At 42.7% G+C, this 22,389-nt stretch carries 16 protein-coding genes; 7 read left to right on the plus strand and 9 right to left on the minus strand.

The window, feature by feature from the left end:
• Window positions 1-5: 5 nt before the first annotated feature.
• The 3 genes from ACXAFE_RS09945 to ACXAFE_RS09955 are packed head-to-tail and all read right to left on the minus strand — an operon-like array spanning window position 6 to window position 3,915.
• On the minus strand, window positions 6-653 hold the full coding sequence (locus ACXAFE_RS09945) for an outer membrane beta-barrel domain-containing protein (RefSeq protein WP_475151853.1): 648 nt from the start codon (window positions 651-653) through the stop codon (window positions 6-8).
• Window positions 623-1,354, minus strand: a complete 732-nt coding sequence (locus ACXAFE_RS09950) for an SH3 domain-containing protein (protein ID WP_475151857.1) — start codon at window positions 1,352-1,354, stop codon at window positions 623-625. The genes ACXAFE_RS09945 and ACXAFE_RS09950 overlap by 31 nt, the downstream gene beginning before the upstream one ends.
• Complete coding sequence (locus ACXAFE_RS09955) at window positions 1,354-3,915, minus strand: HzsA-related protein (RefSeq protein WP_475151860.1); 2,562 nt, start codon at window positions 3,913-3,915, stop codon at window positions 1,354-1,356. Before ACXAFE_RS09955 ends, ACXAFE_RS09950 begins: the two co-directional genes overlap by 1 nt.
• 194 nt (window positions 3,916-4,109) lie before the next feature.
• Here ACXAFE_RS09955 and ACXAFE_RS09960 point away from each other — a divergent pair, with 194 nt between their 5' ends.
• Genes ACXAFE_RS09960 through ACXAFE_RS09970 form a run of 3 tightly spaced genes read left to right on the plus strand, consistent with a single transcriptional unit; the run spans window position 4,110 to window position 9,328 of the window.
• A complete protein-coding gene (locus ACXAFE_RS09960; RefSeq protein WP_475151865.1) occupies window positions 4,110-5,309 on the plus strand; it encodes a hypothetical protein in 1,200 nt (399 codons plus the stop codon).
• A gap of 1 nt (window position 5,310) precedes the next feature.
• Window positions 5,311-7,737, plus strand: coding sequence for a LamG domain-containing protein (locus ACXAFE_RS09965; RefSeq protein WP_475151866.1), 2,427 nt, complete (start codon window positions 5,311-5,313; stop codon window positions 7,735-7,737).
• Window positions 7,738-7,747: 10 nt separating this feature from the next.
• Complete coding sequence (locus ACXAFE_RS09970; RefSeq protein WP_475151867.1) at window positions 7,748-9,328, plus strand: hypothetical protein; 1,581 nt, start codon at window positions 7,748-7,750, stop codon at window positions 9,326-9,328.
• 25 nt (window positions 9,329-9,353) lie between these two features.
• Here the strand turns inward: ACXAFE_RS09970 and ACXAFE_RS09975 are convergent, their stop codons facing one another.
• The gene (locus ACXAFE_RS09975; RefSeq protein WP_475151870.1) at window positions 9,354-10,313 is read right to left on the minus strand and encodes an FAD:protein FMN transferase; all 960 of its coding nucleotides are present in this window, start codon (window positions 10,311-10,313) and stop codon (window positions 9,354-9,356) included.
• A 149-nt stretch (window positions 10,314-10,462) separates the two neighbouring features.
• Between ACXAFE_RS09975 and ACXAFE_RS09980 the strand changes: the two genes are divergently transcribed.
• Window positions 10,463-11,314 (plus strand): HDOD domain-containing protein, encoded by an 852-nt coding sequence (locus ACXAFE_RS09980; protein WP_475151872.1) that lies wholly within the window; start codon window positions 10,463-10,465, stop codon window positions 11,312-11,314.
• A gap of 5 nt (window positions 11,315-11,319) precedes the next feature.
• Here ACXAFE_RS09980 and iscX read toward each other — a convergent pair whose 3' ends face one another.
• Complete coding sequence (iscX, locus tag ACXAFE_RS09985) at window positions 11,320-11,520, minus strand: Fe-S cluster assembly protein IscX (RefSeq protein ID WP_475151876.1); 201 nt, start codon at window positions 11,518-11,520, stop codon at window positions 11,320-11,322.
• A 105-nt stretch (window positions 11,521-11,625) separates the two neighbouring features.
• Here iscX and ACXAFE_RS09990 point away from each other — a divergent pair.
• A protein-coding gene (locus ACXAFE_RS09990) for an IS3 family transposase (RefSeq protein WP_475149860.1) occupies window positions 11,626-12,827 on the plus strand; the annotation gives its coding sequence in 2 pieces (ribosomal slippage) (window positions 11,626-11,974 and window positions 11,974-12,827; 1,203 coding nt in all).
• Window positions 12,828-12,873: 46 nt separating this feature from the next.
• On the opposite strand, the gene ACXAFE_RS09995 is transcribed toward ACXAFE_RS09990, so the two are convergent.
• The 4 genes from ACXAFE_RS09995 to pepA form a co-directional block, all read right to left on the minus strand.
• Window positions 12,874-15,033, minus strand: coding sequence for a S46 family peptidase (locus tag ACXAFE_RS09995; protein ID WP_475151878.1), 2,160 nt, complete (start codon window positions 15,031-15,033; stop codon window positions 12,874-12,876).
• A gap of 179 nt (window positions 15,034-15,212) precedes the next feature.
• Complete coding sequence (locus ACXAFE_RS10000; protein WP_475151879.1) at window positions 15,213-18,059, minus strand: valine--tRNA ligase; 2,847 nt, start codon at window positions 18,057-18,059, stop codon at window positions 15,213-15,215.
• Between the two features lie 17 nt (window positions 18,060-18,076).
• On the minus strand, window positions 18,077-18,517 hold the full coding sequence (locus ACXAFE_RS10005) for a DNA polymerase III subunit chi (RefSeq protein WP_475151882.1): 441 nt from the start codon (window positions 18,515-18,517) through the stop codon (window positions 18,077-18,079).
• A gap of 21 nt (window positions 18,518-18,538) precedes the next feature.
• A complete protein-coding gene (gene pepA / locus ACXAFE_RS10010; protein WP_054981005.1) occupies window positions 18,539-20,050 on the minus strand; it encodes a leucyl aminopeptidase in 1,512 nt (503 codons plus the stop codon).
• Between the two features lie 155 nt (window positions 20,051-20,205).
• Between pepA and lptF the strand changes: the two genes are divergently transcribed.
• On the plus strand, window positions 20,206-21,321 hold the full coding sequence (gene lptF / locus ACXAFE_RS10015) for an LPS export ABC transporter permease LptF (RefSeq protein WP_475151884.1): 1,116 nt from the start codon (window positions 20,206-20,208) through the stop codon (window positions 21,319-21,321).
• Window positions 21,318-22,382, plus strand: a complete 1,065-nt coding sequence (gene lptG / locus ACXAFE_RS10020; protein WP_475151887.1) for an LPS export ABC transporter permease LptG — start codon at window positions 21,318-21,320, stop codon at window positions 22,380-22,382. Before lptF ends, lptG begins: the two co-directional genes overlap by 4 nt.
• Window positions 22,383-22,389: the final 7 nt, after the last annotated feature.

A 22,389-nucleotide genomic window follows, 5' to 3' on the forward strand; every position in this document is an offset into this window, starting at 1 on the left:
ATACCTTAGAAATAAACACTTAAGCCAAGTGTAAATGCGAAGTTATGAACAGTTTCAGGATCACCTAAAATGTCGCTTTCAAATACGTAGTCGGTCATATCGATTTGCACCGTGACAAAATCGTTCAGCAACATGCGGTAACCCGCACCAACAGATACCGTAAAACGGTCGTCACCACCAAACTCGGTTGTGCCTGCGCCTAACGTAAAATAGTAAGCACTATTAAGCGTGAGGTTTTGTGACACAAAGGTTTCGCCTTTAAGGTTATAACCGATACCTAAATCTAGTAACTGATAATCGCGCTCTTCATCTGTCAATAGTTTCGCGCCACCGCTAAGCTTTTCGTAGCTTGTCTCTCCGGCAGTTGCTGTGCCGTATTTAAAATAGCTAAAAAAGTCTTCATTGATGTGATACGCCAACTTTGCACCCACCAGCGAAGTCGATGAAAAGTCAGCAATTGAGATAACGCCACCATAAACGCCCAATTCAAAATCATCGCTATCTATCTGCGCTTCTTCTATATCGGTACGTGCTATTTGCGGGTCAACAACTGGGCTTACTTGTTGCTCATTATTTGCGTTACTTGGCGCTGAAAAAGTCAATGCTAAGGTTGCTAACGCCGTTAGAAAAATACCGTGATACCTAATTTCCACAACTCTAAATCCTCTGTAACATCACGCTCGGTAAGTGCGCTAAAACGTTTGTATTCTGCTTTAAAGACAAAACGACTGGTAATATATGTGTTTAAGCCCACAGTGGCGCTTAATAAGTCTGACTGTCTGGTTTCATCGCCACCACCAATAATCGGGGTTTTTGGCGTTGTCCAAACCTGACCTGCACCAATGCCTAAATAAGGTGAAAAGCGCCAGTGGGGAAATGGGTGATGGAAAACCGATAAATCAACTAGTTGATTTTTTGCCACTGAACCAAGTGCATAGCTGTATTCTAATTGACTTGATAAATGACGCGTAAAACGCCAACTCGCATTAACTGACTGGCTATTTACACCTTCCAACTGGCCAAGACCAATACCAAAGCTAAATGTCTGGTTTTCAAATGCATCAAGCGTTGCGTCGGTCACTAAAAAAGGCTTACCGTCTAATGTTAAGGTTTCAACCAACTCTTGTTGTTTTGCCCAGCCTTGTTGCCCATTTTCGAGGGAAATTAAATACCAAGATGTATGGCGCTTAATAACCGTAATGGTTTCGTTTTTTTCTGCGACATAAATAATCGGGTAACCGCGCCCTGCGCCGCTATGAATATTTAAAAACGGTTCTTTTACTGCTAGTTTTAGTGATTGCGCAGCCGTTTGAAAACTAAACAGTAATGCCAATAGTAAGAGCCACTTCGTCATTACTCTTCCTCACTGTAAAATGGGCTGTTGGCGTATTGCGCACCGATGTCGAGCCACTGCCAAAGCAGCGACTTTTCCGCCTTTGATAAATAGTTTGCATGGCTGCCTGCTGCAGTGAACAACGTATTAAAGCGCGAATTTGCAGCGGCGCCGGCCACACTCAATGCAGGGCGAATTGTGACTGTAACCTGCTCAATAATCGGGTTACCGTCTTCATCTAAAATTAAATTACCGTCTTCATCGACTAAATAAACTGGATTGCCGTTTTCATCGAGTCTATCGACTAATTTATCAATCAAAATGCCGTCGACCAATTCTTGTTCGTTGTCGTTAAAAAACAGTTCACGGTAGGCGATTGCATGCTGGTTATTCTCATTTGAAGGCGACAAGCTTAAATCTAACTGTGCTGCAGGTATTTGCGTATCGCCATTTTCATCGCTTGTAATATGGCAATTTAAACAGCGGAAATTTACCACTTCATCGCCATTTGCATCGAGTTGAGGTCGTGATAATGCAAACAGTGGCGCAATATGCTCGGGAAAATGAATCGATAAGCGGCATAGGTTTGTCCAATTTTGTGCACACGCATCAGTAAGTGGTGATGCCGTTTCAAGGCTTAGCAAGCTGCCTGATAAATCAACCTCTGCGGCAATACCTTCGCGCCAAATATCTGGGAAAATTGGCTCGGGGCTCAGCGAGGGTAAGCCAACAACACGGGCAAAGCTTTGCGCCATAGTTTCACCAATTTGTGCGTCAATATCACCAAAACTCCCCACCCAACTGTTAGAGACGGCGCCTAAATTAATACTGTGTTGCTGTGCAACCTTACCATGTGGCAATTCATTGGTACTTTGGTGGCACCCATTACAAGTGCGTGTTTCACCCGCTTTTAGCTGCAGCCAGCTTTCGTGACGGCCACTAATACGCTGGCCATCACGATTTAATAATTCAAGGGAAAACGGTACATCGGCTGGCACTTTGACATACACCGAACCATCCGGGGCAACAGGCGCATAACCCAAAATATCGCGCATTGACTGACCACGACTTCGGCCAAACAATGCATTAGAAAAGTTATATTCATTTCTATCTGGAATAGACACTGGCTTTATTACACGTACCGCATAAACGCGTTCAGCATTGACGCTCGGATCTGAAATGGTTGTAATATTTGGGTTTGCTGTATCTTCACCGGAAAAATCGTACACACTGCGAATATGAATGCTCCCCATCTGTTCGTTTTGCAAACTTAAATCCGACGGGTATTCAGTCTCCAGTGGTGCGTTTTTCGATTCAAGCACCACCACTTCTTCAATTAATTTATTTTGTTCAGCTAACACAACAGGTTTTTGTGTTTTAGTGGTTTCATCGTAAATCCACAAGCCAAATAAATCAGAGGCGGCTTGCGTGTTTTCATCGTTTAACAAGGCCTCAGTGCAGGGAATTACATTATCACTATTATTTGGGTCGACAACCTGACACTGACTCCACACCACAAGACTGCGTTGGGATTCATCAAAAATAGGAGTAAACCAGTGGTACTTACCGGTAAGTGCCAGTTCGCCTTCTGGCGGACTTAATGCGAACAATGATGAACTAAACGCGGACTGCTGAGTTTCATTACCATCATGAAAACGCCCATTATCCATATATTGTTCAGTGTCGAGATAGTAAAAGTCGGTACTTGGTAACTCACTGTCACCACCACGTAAACCAATCACTAGTTGTCCATTAGGTGCTTGCTGTAAACTTGCTATCGCCAAGTCATTTGGATAATCAGAGTGGGCGCCAAATATCAGCTCTAACTGCTTACCATCTGAATCTATTTGATAAATATGTAAGCCACGATTGCGGCCTCGATGTTCATACCTTACAAACGCAATTTTACCACTTTGTAATACGTGAGGATAAAGGTCGTGACCTTGGCTATACGATATTTGCTTAATATCACTACCATCTTGTTCCATAACATGCAGTGTGAGTGCTTTTTCACGAAAGTTGTCGCTTAGTGCCTGATATTGAGGTTTGCCTTCATCAAGCAGGCGGGCTTTGTTACCTTGCTGTCGGTTAGAGCTAAATAAAATACGACCATCTGGCAGGAAAACGGGGAATAAGTCATCGCCTTCTTCTGCAATCAATTCATCGTTAATTAGTTTTGTCGCCTTGTCGCTTACAACGTCATAAAGCCAAATATTCCACTTCGGCTGCATATCATCAGAAGCATCTTCAAGCTCTGGCGCACGTAAACTAAACACCAATTTATTGCCATCGGCTGATGCCGACACGTGTTTAATATCAATAGGCTGTTCGAACAATGTGCTAGAAATATTTACTAACGGCGCATCAACACCCGCAAGTTTTTTTAAATAAAGCGCAGCTCCGGGGTTAAAAAGCGTTGGGTCGGCTAACGAAAAACTAACAGCTTCACTGCTATCACGAATAACAAATGCAAGGGGAACTTCTTCAGCGATTGGATCTTGTACTTGTGGTTGCTGCTCAACAACGTCACTGCCGCATCCTGTTAGCAATAACAGTACAAATAATTTTAGCAGCTTACTCACTTCCCTATCCCTATAAAAACAAAACCCTAAAGCACCACCAAACAAATTAATTATTTAGTATTATTTTAGAATGAAAAATTAGCAATATAATATTATTGCACGCAAAGATATTTTTACAATAACTTTTCTTTACTGTTTACGCATTAACAATGTTAACATGCGTACCTCTACCAAGGTCAACTAGCAAAATGGATATGCAATTATCACACAATACATCTACCCCCCATTTATTAAGTAAAGCGCTAGTACTGATCTTAGCGATGAGCGCAAGTTCCGCATTTGCTGGTGTTGAAGAGCAAGCCAATCGTATACATACCCGTTTAACAGGCGTATCACCGAGCGCTACTGTGCTTGAAAATATGGTCAGTTTGCTTGAAGCCGGTAAAGGCGATGACGCCGCTAAGCTCGCTATGGAGAATGACGCTTTTTACCGCGTGACTTTAAAAGATTGGGTGACACCGTGGACCAATCGCGACTTTGATGTACACCAGCCGCTCAACGACTACACCGCCACCATTATGGGCGTGGTAAGGGATGACTTAGATTTTCGTACCATATTATTTGACGACATTATTTATACGGCTGCCGCAAGTGCTAACGTGCCGAATTATTCAATCAGTAATAACGATCATTACGCTGCACTTGAGCAAAGCGCACTTAATTTAAAAGACACGCTGACGCGACAAACACAATCAAGCGTGACTAATTTACCCATTGAAGCGACGAGCGGCGTAATTACGTCGCGTGCTGCCAGTAAAGCATTTTTTATTGCTGGCACAAACAGGGCGATGTTTCGCTATACCTTTATCAATCATATGTGTACCGACCTAGACGCACTCAAAGATACCAGCATTGCAACTAACCGCATTCGCCAAGATGTCAGCCGCAGTCCTGGGGGCGATAGCCGCATTTTTATGAACTCTTGCAGCGGTTGCCATTCAGGTATGGACCCCATGGCGCAAGCCTATGCTTATTATAATTTCGAGTACGATCGCGATAACGATCTTACTGGCGAGAATGGTCAATTGAGTTACCAGGCCAATACTGTGCAAGATAAATACCATATCAATAACGAAACATTTAAGTTTGGCTTTATTACTGAATCCGATAAATGGGACAACTATTGGCGACAAGGGTTAAACCGCCGTTTGGGTTGGGATGAACAACTTTCAGGAAGCGGTAATGGCGCAAAAAGCTTAGGTAAAGAAATCGCCTACAGTGAGCAATTTGCCAGTTGCCAAGTAAGTAAAGTGTTTGAAAAAGTGTGTTTACGCAAAGTACAAAATCAACAAGATGCAACCACACTCGCAACAATTACCGATACGTTTAAAAACTCAGGCTACAAACTAAAAACCGTGTTTGCTGCAACTGCCAACTATTGCAAAGGAGATTAATATGCGCATTTTTTTATCGCTTTTGCTAATGGCATTACTGAGTGGCTGTGGCTCAGATTCTGAAGTAAAAGAGCAGCCAAAACCCCCTATTGATGATTCGGGAGAGTTTGTTTATTCAGGGCCTGCAGCGGAAACCGCAGATATACAAAAATTTAAGATAGCTGTTTGGGATAACCTTGTTGGCAATGATAAATGTGGTGCTTGCCATAATGAACAAGGTCAATCCCCGCAATTTGCAAGACGCGACGATATAAACCTTGCCTATGGCGCAATTAATGGGTTCATCAATTTAACCTCACCAAAAGACTCATTGCTAGTAACAAAAGTGGCAGGTGGTCATAACTGTTGGCAACAAAGCGATAGCGTATGTGCCGATATCCTTACTACGTGGATAAGCGAATGGGCGCAAACAGATAACACTGCGACCACCATCGACTTTGACGACCCAATTCTAAAAGTCCCCGGCAGCAGTAAAAGCTTTCCTGCATCAAGTGCATTATTTACCACGTATGTTCACCCGATTTTGCAGCAAAACTGTGCAAACTGCCACAGTAGCAGTGCGGCATTTCCTGTAGCGCCCTACTTTGCTGAGCCCAATGCAGACGCTGCTTATCAAGTTGCACAAGCAAAAATAGATTTAAACCAACCTGAATTATCACGTTTTGTACTACGTTTAGGCAGCGAATTTCATAACTGCTGGTCCGATTGCGAAAGCGATGCAGCCCTTATGCAAGAAGCCATTACGCAAATGGCCGATACAATTCCAACGAACCAAGTTGATGATGCATTAGTGCTCAGCAAAGCATTAAAACTCACCGAAGGCATTGTTGCTAACAATGGTAACCGTTTTGAACAACACATTATTGCAAAGTGGGAATTCAAATCAGGCCAAGGGTATACTGCCTACGACACCAGTGGCGTTGAGCCAGCTGCTAACTTAACCTTTAATGGCGATGTCTCTTGGGTTGGTGGTTGGGGCATTAAGCTAAATGGAGGCCGCGCGCAAGCATCAACTAGCGCGAGCGCGAAACTACACAAAATGCTTACAGCCACAGGTGAATTTAGCCTTGAAGCATGGCTTGTACCTGACAACGTGACGCAAGAAGGCCCTGCACGGATTATTAGTTATTCAGGGGGTGACGATCGTCGTAACTTTACGCTCGGCCAAACACTTTATAACTACGACTTTTTATTACGTGATAACACCACCAGCAGTAATGGCGAGCCAATGTTATCAACGACAAATAATGATGAAGTACTGCAAGCTACCTTACAGCATGTGGTACTGACCTTTGATCCAGTCAATGGCAAACGCATTTACGTTAATGGCAACTTGATATCGCAACAAGAAGATAATCAAGGCGTACTGTCTAATTGGGATGCAAGCTTTGCCCTTGTCGTTGGCAGTGAAACCAGCAGTAATTTTAAATGGCGTGGTCAAGTGCGCATGATGGCCCTTCACAATCGCGCGATTACGCCTGAACAAATTGCTCAAAACTACGATGTGGGGGTTGGTGAAAAATTCTTTTTATTATTCTCTGTAAGCGATTTAATAGACTTACCGCGCAGTTACATTATTGCAGAAGTGAGTCAATTCGATAGTTATAGCTACTTGTTTAAAGAACCATTTTTCTTGTCACTTGATAGCAACGTATCACCACAAGCCATTGCACTTGAAGGCATACGCATTGGCATTAACGGCAAAGAAAGCCCATTAGGACAAAGCTTTGCAAACCTTAAAACAACCCTAGGCAGTAATTATTCAAGTCAAACTGGGCAGCCGCTTTCACGCTTGGGCAGTTTAATTCCCCTGGAACAAGGTCCCAATACCGATGAGTTCTTTTTGTCGTTTGATGTACTGGGAGAACACCAATTTGTCAGAGTGCCAGGTGAATTACCGCCTTTCCCCATTGAATTTCCAGCTGAGCTCAGCAGTGATATCGGTATAAAAGCATTTTCTGAAATTAACTTTTCAATGGCGCAAATGACGGGGGTAAGTACAAAACTTGCTGAAATAGTGCAAACCTATGAACAGTTAAAACAACAGTTGCCTACCGTAAATACACTTGATGGTTTTGTTGCAGCTAACCAAATGGCGATTTCACAATTAGCAATTAAGTACTGTAGCGCGTTTATCGACGATCAGGCTCTGCGTGCAAACGCATTTGCAGATTTCGACTTTAATGCAACACCCAATATGGCATTTACGCCTGAGCGCACTTTGCAATTTAGCTCCGGATTATCGCATTATTTGCTTGGCCAAGAACTCGCATCAGCGCCGCAATACGACAGCATGCAACAAGAATTAAACACACTTATTCAGCGCTTAAACCGCTGCCCTCAAGACTGTGATGCTGCGCGTACTTTAATTATCGCTAAAGCTAGCTGCTCAGCAATCGTTGGCAGCGCAGCAACAATAATTAAGTAATGGAAATGTTATGAAAAAACAAAATCATATTCTCAACCCAGATACACCATTACTGCACCAAGATCACAGTAAACCAATCAGCCGTCGCGATTTTATCGCACAGGGGTTTGCCGCAGGGTTAGGCACGTTTTTTAGTGGTTCACTGTTTAGTTTATTCTCAAGCCCACTGCAAGCACAAAGTACACTTTCCAGTGATTTAGAAGCGCTGAAACAAAGTTGTGGTATCGCCACCGCTGGCGCTGGAAAAATCCCCTTTATTTGCTTTGATTTGGCCGGAGGCGCAAACATTGCTGGCTCAAATGTACTGGTTGGTGGACCCAACGGGCAAATGGATTTTTTATCGACCGAAGGCTACAGCAAACTCGGTTTACCGGGCGATATGATCCCACCAATCGCGAATGCACAAACTGGGTTAAGCGATTTTGTTAATAGTGAACTGGGATTGGCATTTCACTCAGACAGTCAATTTTTACAAGGCATACTTGAAAAAGTATCCGTGACTAATCGCGCCAATATTAATGGTGCGGTGATCCCAGCACGGTCTGAAAATGATACCGGCACTAACCCACATAACCCTATGTTTGGCATAAACCGTGTTGGCGCCGATGGCTCACTGCTGAGTTTAGTCGGTTCTCGTAACTCCGACTCCGGTGCGAACTCCATGTCACCCGATAGTTTATTTGATGCGGCCAAACGCCCTACCAAAATAGACAGGCCCAGCGATGTAACAGGCCTTGTCGATACCGGTGATTTGGTTGGTTTACTTGACCAAAGTGATGCCGTTGCGGTGATGGAGTCCATTCAACGCATTAGTGATATGAAGCTAAACAGCGTAAGCACTCAAATAAGCCGCGATGATGTACTGAAAGACTTGGTACGCTGCGGTTACGTTAAAACTGCAGATATTACCGACCGTTTTGGTAATCCAGACAATTTAAATCCGATGACAGATCCTCTGATCACCGGTGACAACGCTATTTTTACTGCCGAAGAACTTAACCAAGATGGTGAGTTTAGAAAAACAGCCTCGATTATGAAGTTAGTACTTAACGGTTACGCCGGCGCAGGTACTATCACTATGGGTGGATTTGACTATCACACCGGTGACAGAGCGACCGGTGAAATTCGTGATTTACGTGCAGGACGTTGTATGGGCGCATGTTTAGAATATGCCGCAAGACTTGGCGTGCCACTAATGATGTATGTTTACAGTGATGGCTCTGTTGCCAGTAACGGTATGATAGACGATTCGGAATTTGGCCGCGGTAAAGGTGTTTGGACAGGCGACAACTCATCAACCTCAGCGTCGTTCTTCTTGGTCTATAACCCCCAAGGCACGCCACAATTATTGGGTGCCACACCAGAGCAACAAGCTAAGCGCCAGCAAATTGGTTATATGCGCCGTGATGCGTCGGTAGAAACCGCATCGGGACCTGCTGCCAACAATGTTAACTTACTGGTTGAAACCGTTATTCTCAATTACATGGCACTGCATGGTGAGCAAGGCAATTTTGCTAATTTATTCCCGATGCATGGCTTAGGTAACGCCAGATTAATGGACAGCTTAATTGCGTTCGAGCCGATTGCGTAATCGCAAATACACCGGCAACGCCTCTCTAATGGGCTAACAAACCACTTGAAAAGTGCAGTTTGCGGTCTTTATCAATAATTAACGCTTCAAAATTTGGCATTGAATTTATCAATGCCAAACCATCCTTCACTCCAAGTACAAAAACGCTGGTCGACAGCGCATCTGTCATCACACCTTTCTGACCGATAATTGATACACTTTGTACTTTAGCAGCTGAATGGCCGGTTTTTGGGTCAATAATATGATGGTGGCGCACGCCATCTTGAATGAAGTAACGTTCGTAATCGCCCGAGGTAGAAATGGCCTCATTCTCCATCGGTAATTGAATCGCGTGTTTGCCTTTCTTACGTGGATCTTGAATGGCGAGTAACCAAGGCCTACCTCCGTGTTTGCCAAGTGCTTTGGTATCCCCACCAGCACTCACCAACGCCGAATCGATACCCTGACTCTGTAAAATAGAAATGGCATTATCAACAGCGTAGCCTTTTGCAATGCCGCCTAAATCAATTTTCATGCCCTGCTGCTTAAAATACACTGTTTGATTTTTGTCGTTTAGCTCAACTTGACGATAATCGATTAAGGCTTGGTTGGTGTCTCGCACCTGATTACTGGGTGAAATACGCTCGCGATAATTATATAAAAAGCCAACACTGGCAAAGGTAATATCAAATGCACCGTTGCTTTGTGCTGAAATTAGTTGGGCTTGTTTGATTAATAAATATAACTCATTACTGATTTTAACTGGTTGGATTGCCGCATTTTTATTCACACGGTAAAGCTCACTGCTACTTATGTAGGGGCTCATTAGCTGATTAATTCGTTCCATTTCATCAAAAACGGCGTTAATGGCGGCTTCACCAAGGCTTTTATCATGATGCCAAAGTGTTATTTTGACGGATGTGCCCATAATTGCTTGTTCATCGGATAGCCATTCACCGTAACAAAAAAGCGGGAAAATCAGTAATATGAAGAGTAACTTTCGCAAAACCAAGCCTAAAATTTATAATTGAACAAATTAGCGTTCTATTATGCTTAAATATTTGATAATGATAAACGTAATTCCTTTGATTTGGCTCTAACATGAGAAATAAAGACCAAGTATAATGGCGCCACTCGTTGATTAAGGTGCTTATAATGATCGAAATTGATAGTAAGGTTCTTACTGATCTAGAATCTGGCTTTACGATTCCCCCAAAACCTGAATTACTGCAATCACTGCAGACTGAATTAAATAGTGATTCGCCAGAACTTAACAATATTGCCAACATTGTGGCTGGTGATGTAGCCATTGCCGCTATGGTATTAAAGGTTATTAATTCCCCTTATTACGGCCTTGCCAGAACAATAACCGATATTAAACAAGCTGTTATGTTTTTAGGTTTGGAAGGCATAACTAATTTAGTGACAGGTTTTTTACTTGAAAAAGCGTTTGATCAAGACAAATGCTGCATTCGACTAGAGCGCTTTTGGGATACCGCAAGCGAAATCGCAGCTGTCTCAACCTTGATTGGTAAAAAGCTTAAAGCAAAAGTGCCAACTGAAAATTTGCATATGGTGGGGTTATTTCACGATGCCGGCATTCCTGCGATGGCGATGAACTACGCTAATTATGTTGATGTACTGGAAGAGTCTAACCGCAATTACCATCTATCTCTTGTTGCACGTGAAGAAGCGGCGTACCGTACAAATCATGCGGTGATCGGTTACTTTTTGGCTACCAGTTGGAACCTTCCAAAGAATATTTGCCAACTTATATTACGTCATCATGACGATGCGTATTTAGACACACCTACTTTTAGCCAAGACCAACTCACCTACGCAACACTGAAAATGGCTGAAGACATAGTGCACGTAAATCGTCGCTTTGTGCATTCACCTGATTGGCCTGATATGCAAGAGAAAGTGTTAACGGTGCTCGACCTTGATGAAGAAGATTACCAAGATATAAAAGAAGATACGGAAGAGCTTTTTCATAGTTTAGCCTAAGTTATTTAGTCATATTCCTCAATCCAAGCCATTTGAATTGCTTCTAATATTCGTTCTCCACAATGGCTTGGATCGTCATCGAAATCTTCTAACGCAAGCACCCAATCACGCAAATCGGTAAACCTAATTTCACGTGGGTCAACGCTGGGGTGTTCATCAAGTAGCGCCAGCGCAATGTGTTGTGAGTCAATCCATTTTAATTGCATTGTGTTTACCTCATAAAAAAAGGAGGCATACGCCTCCTTTTTAATTTAGTAGTGACCAGTCCTAAATACGGTTGACACTTTTCCAACTTAAATTTGGAGAATGTTATGAACCCTATATCTAAGAGAACTCAAAAAGATTATTCACTTGCCTTTAAATTATCAATTGTGGAAAAAGTAGAAAAAGGCGAGTGTACATACAAACAAGCGCAAGACCACTATGGTATCCAAGGTGCTTCAACAGTTTTAGTTTGGCTTCGTAAGCATGGTCGACTAGATTGGAGTAAGGGAACACCTAATCACATGAGTGAGGCTACCGGTATGTCAGAGCCTAAAGATTTAACACCAGAGCAAAAGATTAAAGCCCTTGAGAAAGAGTTAGAAGATACCAAGTTAAAAGCCGAGTTCTTCGAGAAAATTGTCGATGTGCTTGATAAAGACTTTGGGGTACGTATCACAAAAAAGCAACGCGACAGGTTGTTGAATCAAAAGTCATAGCCAAACTGTCAGTGACCAAGGCGTGTAAGTACTTGGGTATAACACGACAAGCTTATTATAAACGCTGTAAAGTGGCGGTAATAAAAGAGCAGTTTGAGCAACGAGTATTATCGTTCGTAAAGGCACAGCGGATGACTCATCCTCGCATTGGTACCAGAAAGTTACAGTACATAATGCAACAGTCAGAGCTACACATTGGCCGAGACCACTTGTTTGCCTTACTGAGAGTAAACCGCTTATTAGTGCTAACTAAGCGCGCCTATCACCGAACAACACAGAGTCTGCATCGATTTTATAAACACCCAAACATCATAAAAGATGGGATTGAATTAACTCGTCCAGAGCAATTATGGGTGGCGGATATCACTTACCTGCCAACGAAAGAATGCGAGTCCTATCTAAGTCTAGTAACAGATGCTTACTCTAGAAAAATAGTGGGTTATAGCCTAAGTGATAATTTAAAAACGAGTTCAGTAAAACAGGCGTTTAAACAAGCGTTAAAAAATAGAAAAGTCACTTCACCTCTTATCCATCATTCAGATAGAGGTATTCAATATTGCTCACATGAATACCAACGCATACACGAAGAATATGGCATAACGTGCTCAATGACAGATGGATATGACTGCTACCAAAATGCCTTGGCGGAACGCGTAAACGGTATACTGAAAAACGAGTATTTACTGACAAAGCCTAATAACTTGGAAGAAGCTGCGAAAATGGTGAAACAATCCATTGATATCTATAATCAAAGAAGGCCACACACGGCTTTAAAATACAAAACGCCCGATGAAGTGCATCGAGCGTTTTAATATTAAAAGTGTCAACCCATGCTAGGATGGGTCATAGAAAGATTGTTTAACGCACAATCTTCATTTCATCTAGTAAATTCTGCGCGTTATCAACCTTGTCCATAACCCAAAGCATATAACGTGAATCTACGTGGATTGAACGATTTAAGTTTGCATCGTAATCCCAGTCACCAATGATACTTTCGTAAACACCGTCAAACAGTAAACCAACAAGTTCTGCCTTACCGTTAAGCGTTGGTGAGCCTGAGTTACCACCTGTTGTATCAACATTTGACAAGAAGTTAACAGGTACAGTGTTCATACCACCTGTGTAATCACCGTATTGCTTTTGCTTGATTAAGTCGTTTTGCTTCTTCGGTGAGTTAAATGGTTCAACATCGGTATTTTTCGCAAGCAGACCTTCAAGTGAAGTAAACGGCGTTGCAACTAGTCCGTCTTGCGGTGAGTAACCACCCACTGTACCGTAAGTTACGCGTAATGTGCTGTTTGCATCTGCGTATACTGGCTTATCAAGTGATTTGTTGTACGCAATAATCGCTTCCATTAATGCTGGGCGAGCCGCCTGCATTTTACCTACAAGCTCTTTATCTTGATCTTCAATTGACTTCATTACACTGAAAATCGCTTTTGCGTATTTCACGAATGGGTCGTTACTTTGATCAAGCTGCGCAAGATCTAAATCCAGCATCCATAAACGGGCTTTTTCATCAGCCAGTTTAGAGTTTGCATACATGTCATCTAGCATTGCTGCATGTTTTGTTTTATCAAAACCATTGGTTAGACTTAGCGCGTTATCAACTTCAACTAAACGCTCATTTGCCGGAAGTGCAGCATATAGCTCTAAGAAGTGGAGTAGAATTGCTTTATCAACTGGCTCGGCGTAACGACGGCTCATGCTCTTAAGACGCGCTTCGATACGCGGTAAGTCACGCTCTTGATAACCACTTTCGCGCTCTGCGTCTGGCTTTTGTTTTTCCACAGCTAAACGATACAACATACGTGCTGTTGAAATCATTTGTGAGCGGTGAACGTAACCTAACATACGATCGCGTTGGTTGTGCTTTTGAGACTCTGCAACAAGCGCTTCTAAATCAGCTAATACGTTGCCGTATTTTGCTTTGCGGTCGCTATCACTATTGATCCATGCTTGTAAATCTTGTTCGAATTGTTGCTTACGCGTATACATAGAACCTTTTTTGAAGCTTTCAATCATTGAGCCATAGTTCTTGATGTAGTTGTTGTAGCCAGCAATCGTGCTTTCGTATGCGATACGCTCTTGCGAACCTTCAGGTGCATTTTCTTCGATTAGCTCAACGTATTTAGAGTTATGCTTGCGCGCAAGTGGATATGCAGTGTTAAAAACATAATCCACTTCAGGTGATACGCGGTAACGGTTAGTACGGCCTGGGTAGCCAGTTACCATCACAAAGTCACCTTCTTGCACGCCTTTAGCGCTCACGCTTAAGAATGAGTTAGATTCAAACGGTACGTTATCTTTTGAAAATTCTGCTGGTTTGCCATCTTTACCAACGTATGCACGATAGAATGCAAAGTCACCTGTGTGGCGCGGCCACATCCAGTTATCGATATCACCGCCGTATTTACCTACACCCATTGCTGGTGTGTAAGCTAAACGCACGTCTTTAATTTCAAGCGATTTAATTAGGTAATACTCTAATCCACCGTGGAAGGTATACACATTACAACGGTAGCCTTTGTCTTCTTCACATTCAGCAACAAGTGCTTTACGGTTTGCATCAATGGCTTCGTAGCGCGCTTTACCGGTAAGTGTTTCAGTGCCTTTTTTTACGTTAGCCGTTACGTCAGTCACTTCTTCAGTAACATACACACGTGAACCAGGTGCTGCTGGTAAGTCTTCAGATGGTTTTTTTGCTAAAAAGCCATTTTCTAAAATGTTGTTATCAGTAGTTGAATTGTACTGAATAGAACCATAAGCACAGTGGTGGTTAGTAACAACTAAACCTTTTGGCGATACAAATGATGCTGTACAACCGCCTAAGCTAATTACGGCATTCATTGGGAATTCGGTAAGCTTTGAGATTGACTTAGCGTCGATTGCTAAGCCTTTTGATTTAAGAATATCTTCTAATTCAGGTAATTGATGTGGTTGCCACATACCTTCGTCGGCAAATGCTGAGCCTGCAAAACTAAATGCAAGTGCAGCTGCGATCGCTTTAATGCGCATTGTGCGTTTCCTTTTTTATCAGTATTTTTTGTAATAATGTTACATTATCACTATGTCTTAAAATGACTTTACGAGTCAATTTTTTGCGATGCAATCTTCACTAATTTTGTAACGGTAAGTAAATGATTACGTACAAATAAAAAAGCCGCGATAAACGCGGCTTTTATTAAGTTTAAAGATTAAAGGCTTTCGATTTTAGCCTTTTGCTCTAGTAACTTGGCTTTCGCTTCACTGTATTCAGCAAGTTTTTCTTTCTCTTTAGCAAGTACCGCTTCCGGGGCATTGTTAACAAACTTTTCGTTTGCTAACTTGCGTTCTACTTGCTCGAGGCCTTTTTCTGCTTTTTCAAGCTGCTTACTAATACGTGCAAGTTCAGCTTCAACATCGATAAGGCCCGCCATTGGGATCAGTACTTCTAAGCCACCTACTAATGCTGTAGCAGATGCTGGTGCTTCGTCAGTCTCTGCTAATACAGTTGTAGATTCTAATTTAGCCAGTGATGCTAAGAACTTAGCATTTTCTTCTAGGCGACGCTTATCTTCATCACTTGCGTTTTTAAGCAGTACTTCAAGCGGCTTGTTAGGGCTAATGTCCATTTCACCACGGATGTTACGAATAGCAACGATAAACTGCTTAACCCATTCAAGGTCGGCCATTGCTGATTCATCTACCTGCGATTCATCAAACTGAGGGAATGCCTGTAGCATAATGGTATCTGCGTTAATATTTGCAAGAGGTGCAACACGCTGCCAGATTGTTTCAGTGATATATGGCGTTAATGGGTGCATTAAGCGCAGTAAGCCTTCAAGTACCGTTACTAGCGTATTACGTGTACCGCGCTGCTCTGCTTCATTGCCTTTAAACAATACCGGCTTAGTCAGTTCAAGATACCAGTCACAGAATTGGTTCCAAGTGAATTCGTAAATGGTGCTTGCTGCTAAGTCAAAACGGTAATTATCTAAATGATCGGTGAATGTTTTAACCGTGTTTTGGAATTGACCTAAGATCCAACGATCTGCAAGTGACTGCGTCATCTCGCCGCCATTAAAACCACAGTCTTTTTCTTCTGTGTGCATTAATACGTAACGGCTCGCGTTCCAAAGCTTGTTACAGAAGTTACGGTAACCTTCTAGACGGTTCATATCCCAGTTGATATCACGTCCTGTTGATGCCATTGCAGCAAGAGTAAAGCGCAGTGCATCAGTACCGTGTGCTTCAATGCCTTTTTCAAACGTTTTACGCGTATTTTTCTCAATTTTTGCCGCCAGTTGTGGCTGCATCATGTTACCGGTACGCTTTTCTACTAAGCTTTCGAGGTCAATACCGTCAATCATATCGATTGGGTCAAGTACGTTACCTTTTGACTTAGACATCTTATCGCCGTTTTCATCGCGAATAAGGCCGGTTACGTAAACCGTTTTAAATGGCACTTGTGGTTTGCCGTCTTCATCTTTGATGAAGTGCATGGTCATCATGATCATACGTGCAACCCAGAAGAAGATAATATCAAAACCCGTTACCAGCACATCTGATGGGTGGAATACTTTTAAATCTTCAGTTTGTGCAGGCCAACCTTGCGTAGAGAAAGTCCAAAGTGCTGATGAGAACCAAGTATCAAGCACGTCTTCATCTTGTGTAAGTGCAACATCCGCAGCGATGTTATTTTCGCTACGTACTTCTTCTTCGCTGCGACCTACATACACATTACCTTCAGCGTCGTACCATGCAGGAATTCGGTGACCCCACCACAACTGACGTGAAATACACCAATCTTGAATGTCATTCATCCACGCGTTGTACATGTTTTCGTATTGTGCTGGTACAAACTTAATGTCGCCATTAGCAACAGCTTGTTTTGCTGGCTCGGCCAGTGGTGCAACACGCACATACCATTGATCTGTAAGAAGTGGCTCAATCACCACACCTGAACGGTCACCGTACGGTACTGTTAGGCTGTGATCTTCAATTTTCTCTAGTAAACCAAGCTGTTCAAATTCAGCAACAATCGCTTTACGCGCATCAAAACGATCAAGACCATGGAAGCGCTCTGGAATTGGCGCATCTATTTCTTGCGGCTTGCCATCAAATGTATAACCTTCACCTGCAGTCAATACCGCAGCGTCTTTGTTAAATACATTGATCATAGGTAGTTGCTGGCGTTTGCCCACTTCGTTATCGTTAAAGTCGTGAGCAGGGGTAATTTTTACGCAGCCTGTGCCTTTTTCCATATCGGCGTGTTCATCGGCAACGATAGGAATGCGACGATTTACAATTGGCAGAATTACTTCTTTACCGATAAGGTCTTGGTAGCGCTCGTCATTTGGGTTTACTGCAATACCAGTATCACCTAACATTGTTTCAGGGCGCGTTGTCGCAACTACGATGTAATCTTTACCATCTTGCGTTGTTAGGCCATCAGCCAGTGGATAACGCAGGTTCCACATATGACCTTGTTTGTCTTTGTTTTCAACTTCTAAATCTGAAATTGCCGTGTGTAGTTTTGGATCCCAGTTTACAAGACGCTTACCGCGGTAAATTAAATCTTCTTTGTGTAGACGAACAAATACTTCTTTCACCGCTTCAGAAAGACCTTCGTCCATCGTAAAGCGTTCGCGATCCCAATCGACTGATGCGCCTAGACGACGTAACTGTTTGGTAATAGTACCGCCAGATTCATTTTTCCACTGCCAAATGCGGTCAATGAAATTATCACGGCCAAGTTCGTGGCGTGTTTTACCTTCTTCAGCTGCAAGCTTACGCTCTACAACCATTTGCGTTGCGATACCTGCGTGGTCAGTACCAACCTGCCAAAGGGTGTTATTGCCTTGCATACGCTTAAAACGTGTCAGCGTATCCATAATGGTATCTTGGAAGGCGTGGCCCATGTGCAAGCTACCTGTGACATTTGGCGGTGGGATCATAATTGAATACGCGTCACCTTTACCTGACGGTTTAAAGTAGCCTTTCTCTTCCCAGCCTTGATATAACGACTGTTCAATATCTTGTGGATTATAGGTTTTATCCATTGCACAGAACCTTAATACTAAATCTCTATCTCTTGTGTCGACAAATGCGCCCCTAGTTGGCGCATTACTTTGTAGCGTTCACGCGCTACGCCTTTTAATTCTTCATCAGCAGGTACAAAATCATATACCTCTGAAAAGCGACGAATAAAATCGGGCACTGTTTTGGCCAGATTTATTATCACTTTGCGATTTGCCACTGGCGCTGACTCGCCAATTTCAACAGGTGATCCTGCTTGTGGTCCCTCGCCTTGCAGATTGTGCGGCACAAAGCTATCTACTTCGAATTGCCACAGGTGCTCATCTATTACATGTGCATCCTCTTGATTATCTACAAGAATAAATACTTTTTTTCCCTGTCGGTAACAATCTGCAGCTAGCCTTGCCGCTAGATCAAAATGAGCCGGAATGGAATTTACCGGCTCATTTAGTTGTTTTAGAACGTAAAATACTGCGTTCATTAAACTGCCTCTAGAATCACTTTAGGCATCTTGCTCCATATTAACATCAGCACGATTTAATAGATACTGAGTTAACATTGCAACTGGACGACCTGTTGCACCTTTGTTTTTGCCGCTACGCCATGCGGTACCAGCAACATCAAGGTGAGCCCAATTGTACTTTTTAGTGAAGCGCGATAGGAAACATGCCGCAGTAATTGTACCGGCTGCACGTCCACCTAAGTTAGTGAAATCGGCAAACGGGCTTTCTAGCTGTTCTTGATACTCATCCCAAAGCGGTAATTGCCATGCTCGGTCACCACTTAGCTCTGATGCTTTTAATAAGTCATGGGCCAGTGGATTGTGGTTAGCAAGTAAACCTGATGTTTGGTGACCAAGTGCGATAATACATGCACCTGTTAACGTCGCTACGTCAATTACGGTATCAGGGTCAAACGCTTCAACATAGGTTAATGCATCACATAATACTAAGCGGCCTTCAGCATCGGTATTTAATACTTCAACTGTTTGACCAGACATTGTGGTTAGTACATCACCTGGGCGATATGCATTACTGCTTGGCATGTTTTCACAGCCCGCTAGCACTGCTATCACATTAATTGGTAATTGCATTTCTACAATCGCACGCATCGTACCGAGTACGCCTGCAGCACCGCCCATATCGTATTTCATTTCATCCATGGCTTCGCCTGGCTTAATTGAAATACCGCCTGAGTCAAAAGTTAGACCTTTACCTACTAACACGATTGGCGCTTTGTCTTCTGGTGCACCTGTGTAGTGAATTACCGACATAATCGATTCATTCGCGCTACCACGCCCTACTGCTAGGTATGAGTGCATACCTAACTCTTCCATTTCTTTTTCGCCAACAAGGTTAACTTTTACGTTGTCATAATTTGCTTCAAGTTCCTTTGCTTGATCGCCAAGATACGCTGGGTTACAGATATTTGGTGGCATGTTGGCAACGTCTTTACACAGTTTTTGACCGTGTGAAATTGCAAGGCCGTGTTCAATTGCTGTTTCACCAATGGTTAATTCGCGGCGCGTCGGTACGTTGAAAACAATTTTACGAAGCGGTCTGCGCGCTTCGCTTTTTTTGCTCTTTAACTGATCAAAAACGTATAGGCTGTCTTGTGTTGTTTCTACCGCTTGGCGTACTTTCCAGTAGGTATCGCGACCCTTAACATGTAATTCAGTTAAGAAACATACTGCTTCCATTGAGCCCGTATCGTTTAACGTACTAATGGTTTTCGAAATAATTTGCTTATATTGCTTATCATCAAGCTCACGTTCTTTACCACAACCAACTAATAACACGCGCTCACTTAACACGTTTGGTACATGGTGTAATAGCAACATTTGCCCAGGCTTACCTTCTAAATCGCCGCGGCGTAGCAAATTAGAAATATAACCATCGCTAATACGATCGAGTTGCTCGCCAATTGGTGATAAACGACGAGGTTCATAAACACCCACAACAATACATGCACTGCGTTGTTTTTCTGGGCTGCCACTTTTAACGCTAAATTCCATAGCGACTCCTGAGTGATTTTGACTATAAATTAAACCAAAACAAACTTAATTTTTAAATTTAAGTCCTAATGGCATATATTTAAGTTGTAAAAATACAAAGTTTACTTAAAATTTCAGACTATTCCAGTAAAAAGACAAGTTTTGTAGAGGTCGCGGTGTTAATCTTTCGCTATTTATCGACAGAAGTATTCAAATCACAGCTCGCTGTATTCCTCACCTTGATGACTATTTTCGTCAGCCAGAAATTTGTCTCGATTTTAGCTGACGCTGCAGAGGGCTCTATTCCCGGCCAATTGGTATTGCAAATGGTGCTATTAAAGCTGCCACAATTGGCATCTTTAATTTTACCGTTAAGTATTTTTCTTGGCATTATTTTGGCCTACAGCCGCATTTATGCCGACAGCGAAATGACTGTATTAAAGGCATGTGGTGTGAGTGAATGGTACGTAGTTCGCCTAACACTCGTGTCATCTACTGTGTTGGCAGTACTGGCAGGCTTTTTAACCCTGACCCTTGCACCATGGGCAAACGAACATGAATATCAGCTAAAAGAAAAAATTGAAGCTGATGCCGGCCTCGCTGCGCTTCGCTCCGGGCGCTTTCAACAAACCGATAACGAAAAAGCCGTCGTGTTTATTCACGATATTAAACAAAATGGTACTGAACTAGACCGTGTTTTTTATGCGCAAATAGATAGCGATAAAAATGGCCCTACATCGGAAGTGGTATACGCTGAAAAAGGCAAAGTACAAGAAGACAGAAATACCGGCGAACAAAAATTAGTGCTCAGTGATGGTAAGCGTTATGAAAACCCTGCGGGCAGTAAGCAACTTCAGCTAACAGAATTCACTAACTACGAAGTGCAAATTCAAGATCAAGCAATCGAGCAAAAACGCCGTAAATTAGAAGCCTTGCCATCCATGCAATTATTAGAGCAAGGTACGACCGAGGCGGTTGCACAGTTTCAATGGCGATTAGCGGTACCATTATCAATCCCACTCTTAACCCTAATCGCTGTGCCGCTATCGGTAGTTAATCCGAGACAAGGAAAGTTCGCCAAGTTAGTGCCTGCTATTTCCCTTTATTTGGGTTACTTTGTGCTGTTGAATGCAGGCACGTTTTTAGTACAAGAAGGTAAAGTGCCGACATCTATTGGCCTTTGGTGGATTCACCTAAGTGCTCTGTTTATAGGTGCCTTTTTAATTCTTCGCGATAGGCCTTTAGGCTCCACCATTCGAGCTTGGTTTAGTAAGAAGGAGGCCGTAGCATGAGAATTTTAGATGGCTATTTAGGTCGCAGTTTATTGCAAACCACAGGCTTTACCCTACTCGTATTAGTAGGCATTGGTACACTGATTAAGTTTATAGAGCAACTAAGATCGGTTGGCCGCGGTACATATGATATCGTAGATGCTGTTTTATACACCTTGTACAGCATGCCCTACGACATCGTTGTATTCTTTCCTATGGCTGCATTAATTGGTGGCCTGCTTGGGCTTGGTGCGCTTGCTTCAAACAGCGAGCTTGTTGTTATGCAAGCAGCTGGTTTATCACGTTTTCAAATTATTCGTTCAGTGATGAAAACTGCACTGATCTTAGCGGTTGTTATGATGGCAATCGCTGAATGGGTTGTACCTGAAGCGCAAAAAACGGCTAAGCAGCTTCGTACAATGGAAATATCCGGCGGGAGCATCTTTAACGCACAAAAAGGCGTTTGGGCTAAAGATGGCAATACTTTCATCAATATCAATAATGTTGATGAGTCGGGTCGCTTAGATGGTTTAACCATGTACCAATTTAATGAGCGATTGGAACTGCAAACAATCAAACGTGCAGAAAAAGCGATTCCAGAACAAAACGGTTGGCAGCTTTTTAAAGTGCAACATTTAGCAATTGATGCAAACAGTACAGATACGTCTACATCAGAAAACTATTTCTATGAGTCAAAACTTACCCCAGAAAAGCTTGGTGTGGTGTCTGTTAAACCCGAAACACTATCTTTCACAGGCTTGTATTCTTACCTGTCATACCTAAAAGAGAATGACCAAGATACCAGCACCTATGACCTAGCGTTTTGGCGTAAGGTAATGCAACCGCTTACTATCGCTGTGATGTTATTAGTAGCGTTGTCATTTATATTTGGCCCACTAAGAAGTGTAACAATGGGCGCACGAATTATTATGGGCGTGGTAACAGGTATTATATTTCATTTAACAGACCGTATTTTTGGCCCGTTTGTATTAGTGTATGAACTACATCCGTCAATTGGCGCAATAATGCCTAGTTTGATCTTTATCGCAATTGCGACTTTCTTACTAAAAAGGCGCCAATAATAGCGCC

It is taken from the genome of Pseudoalteromonas sp. ABV4_021 (genome assembly GCF_056159365.1).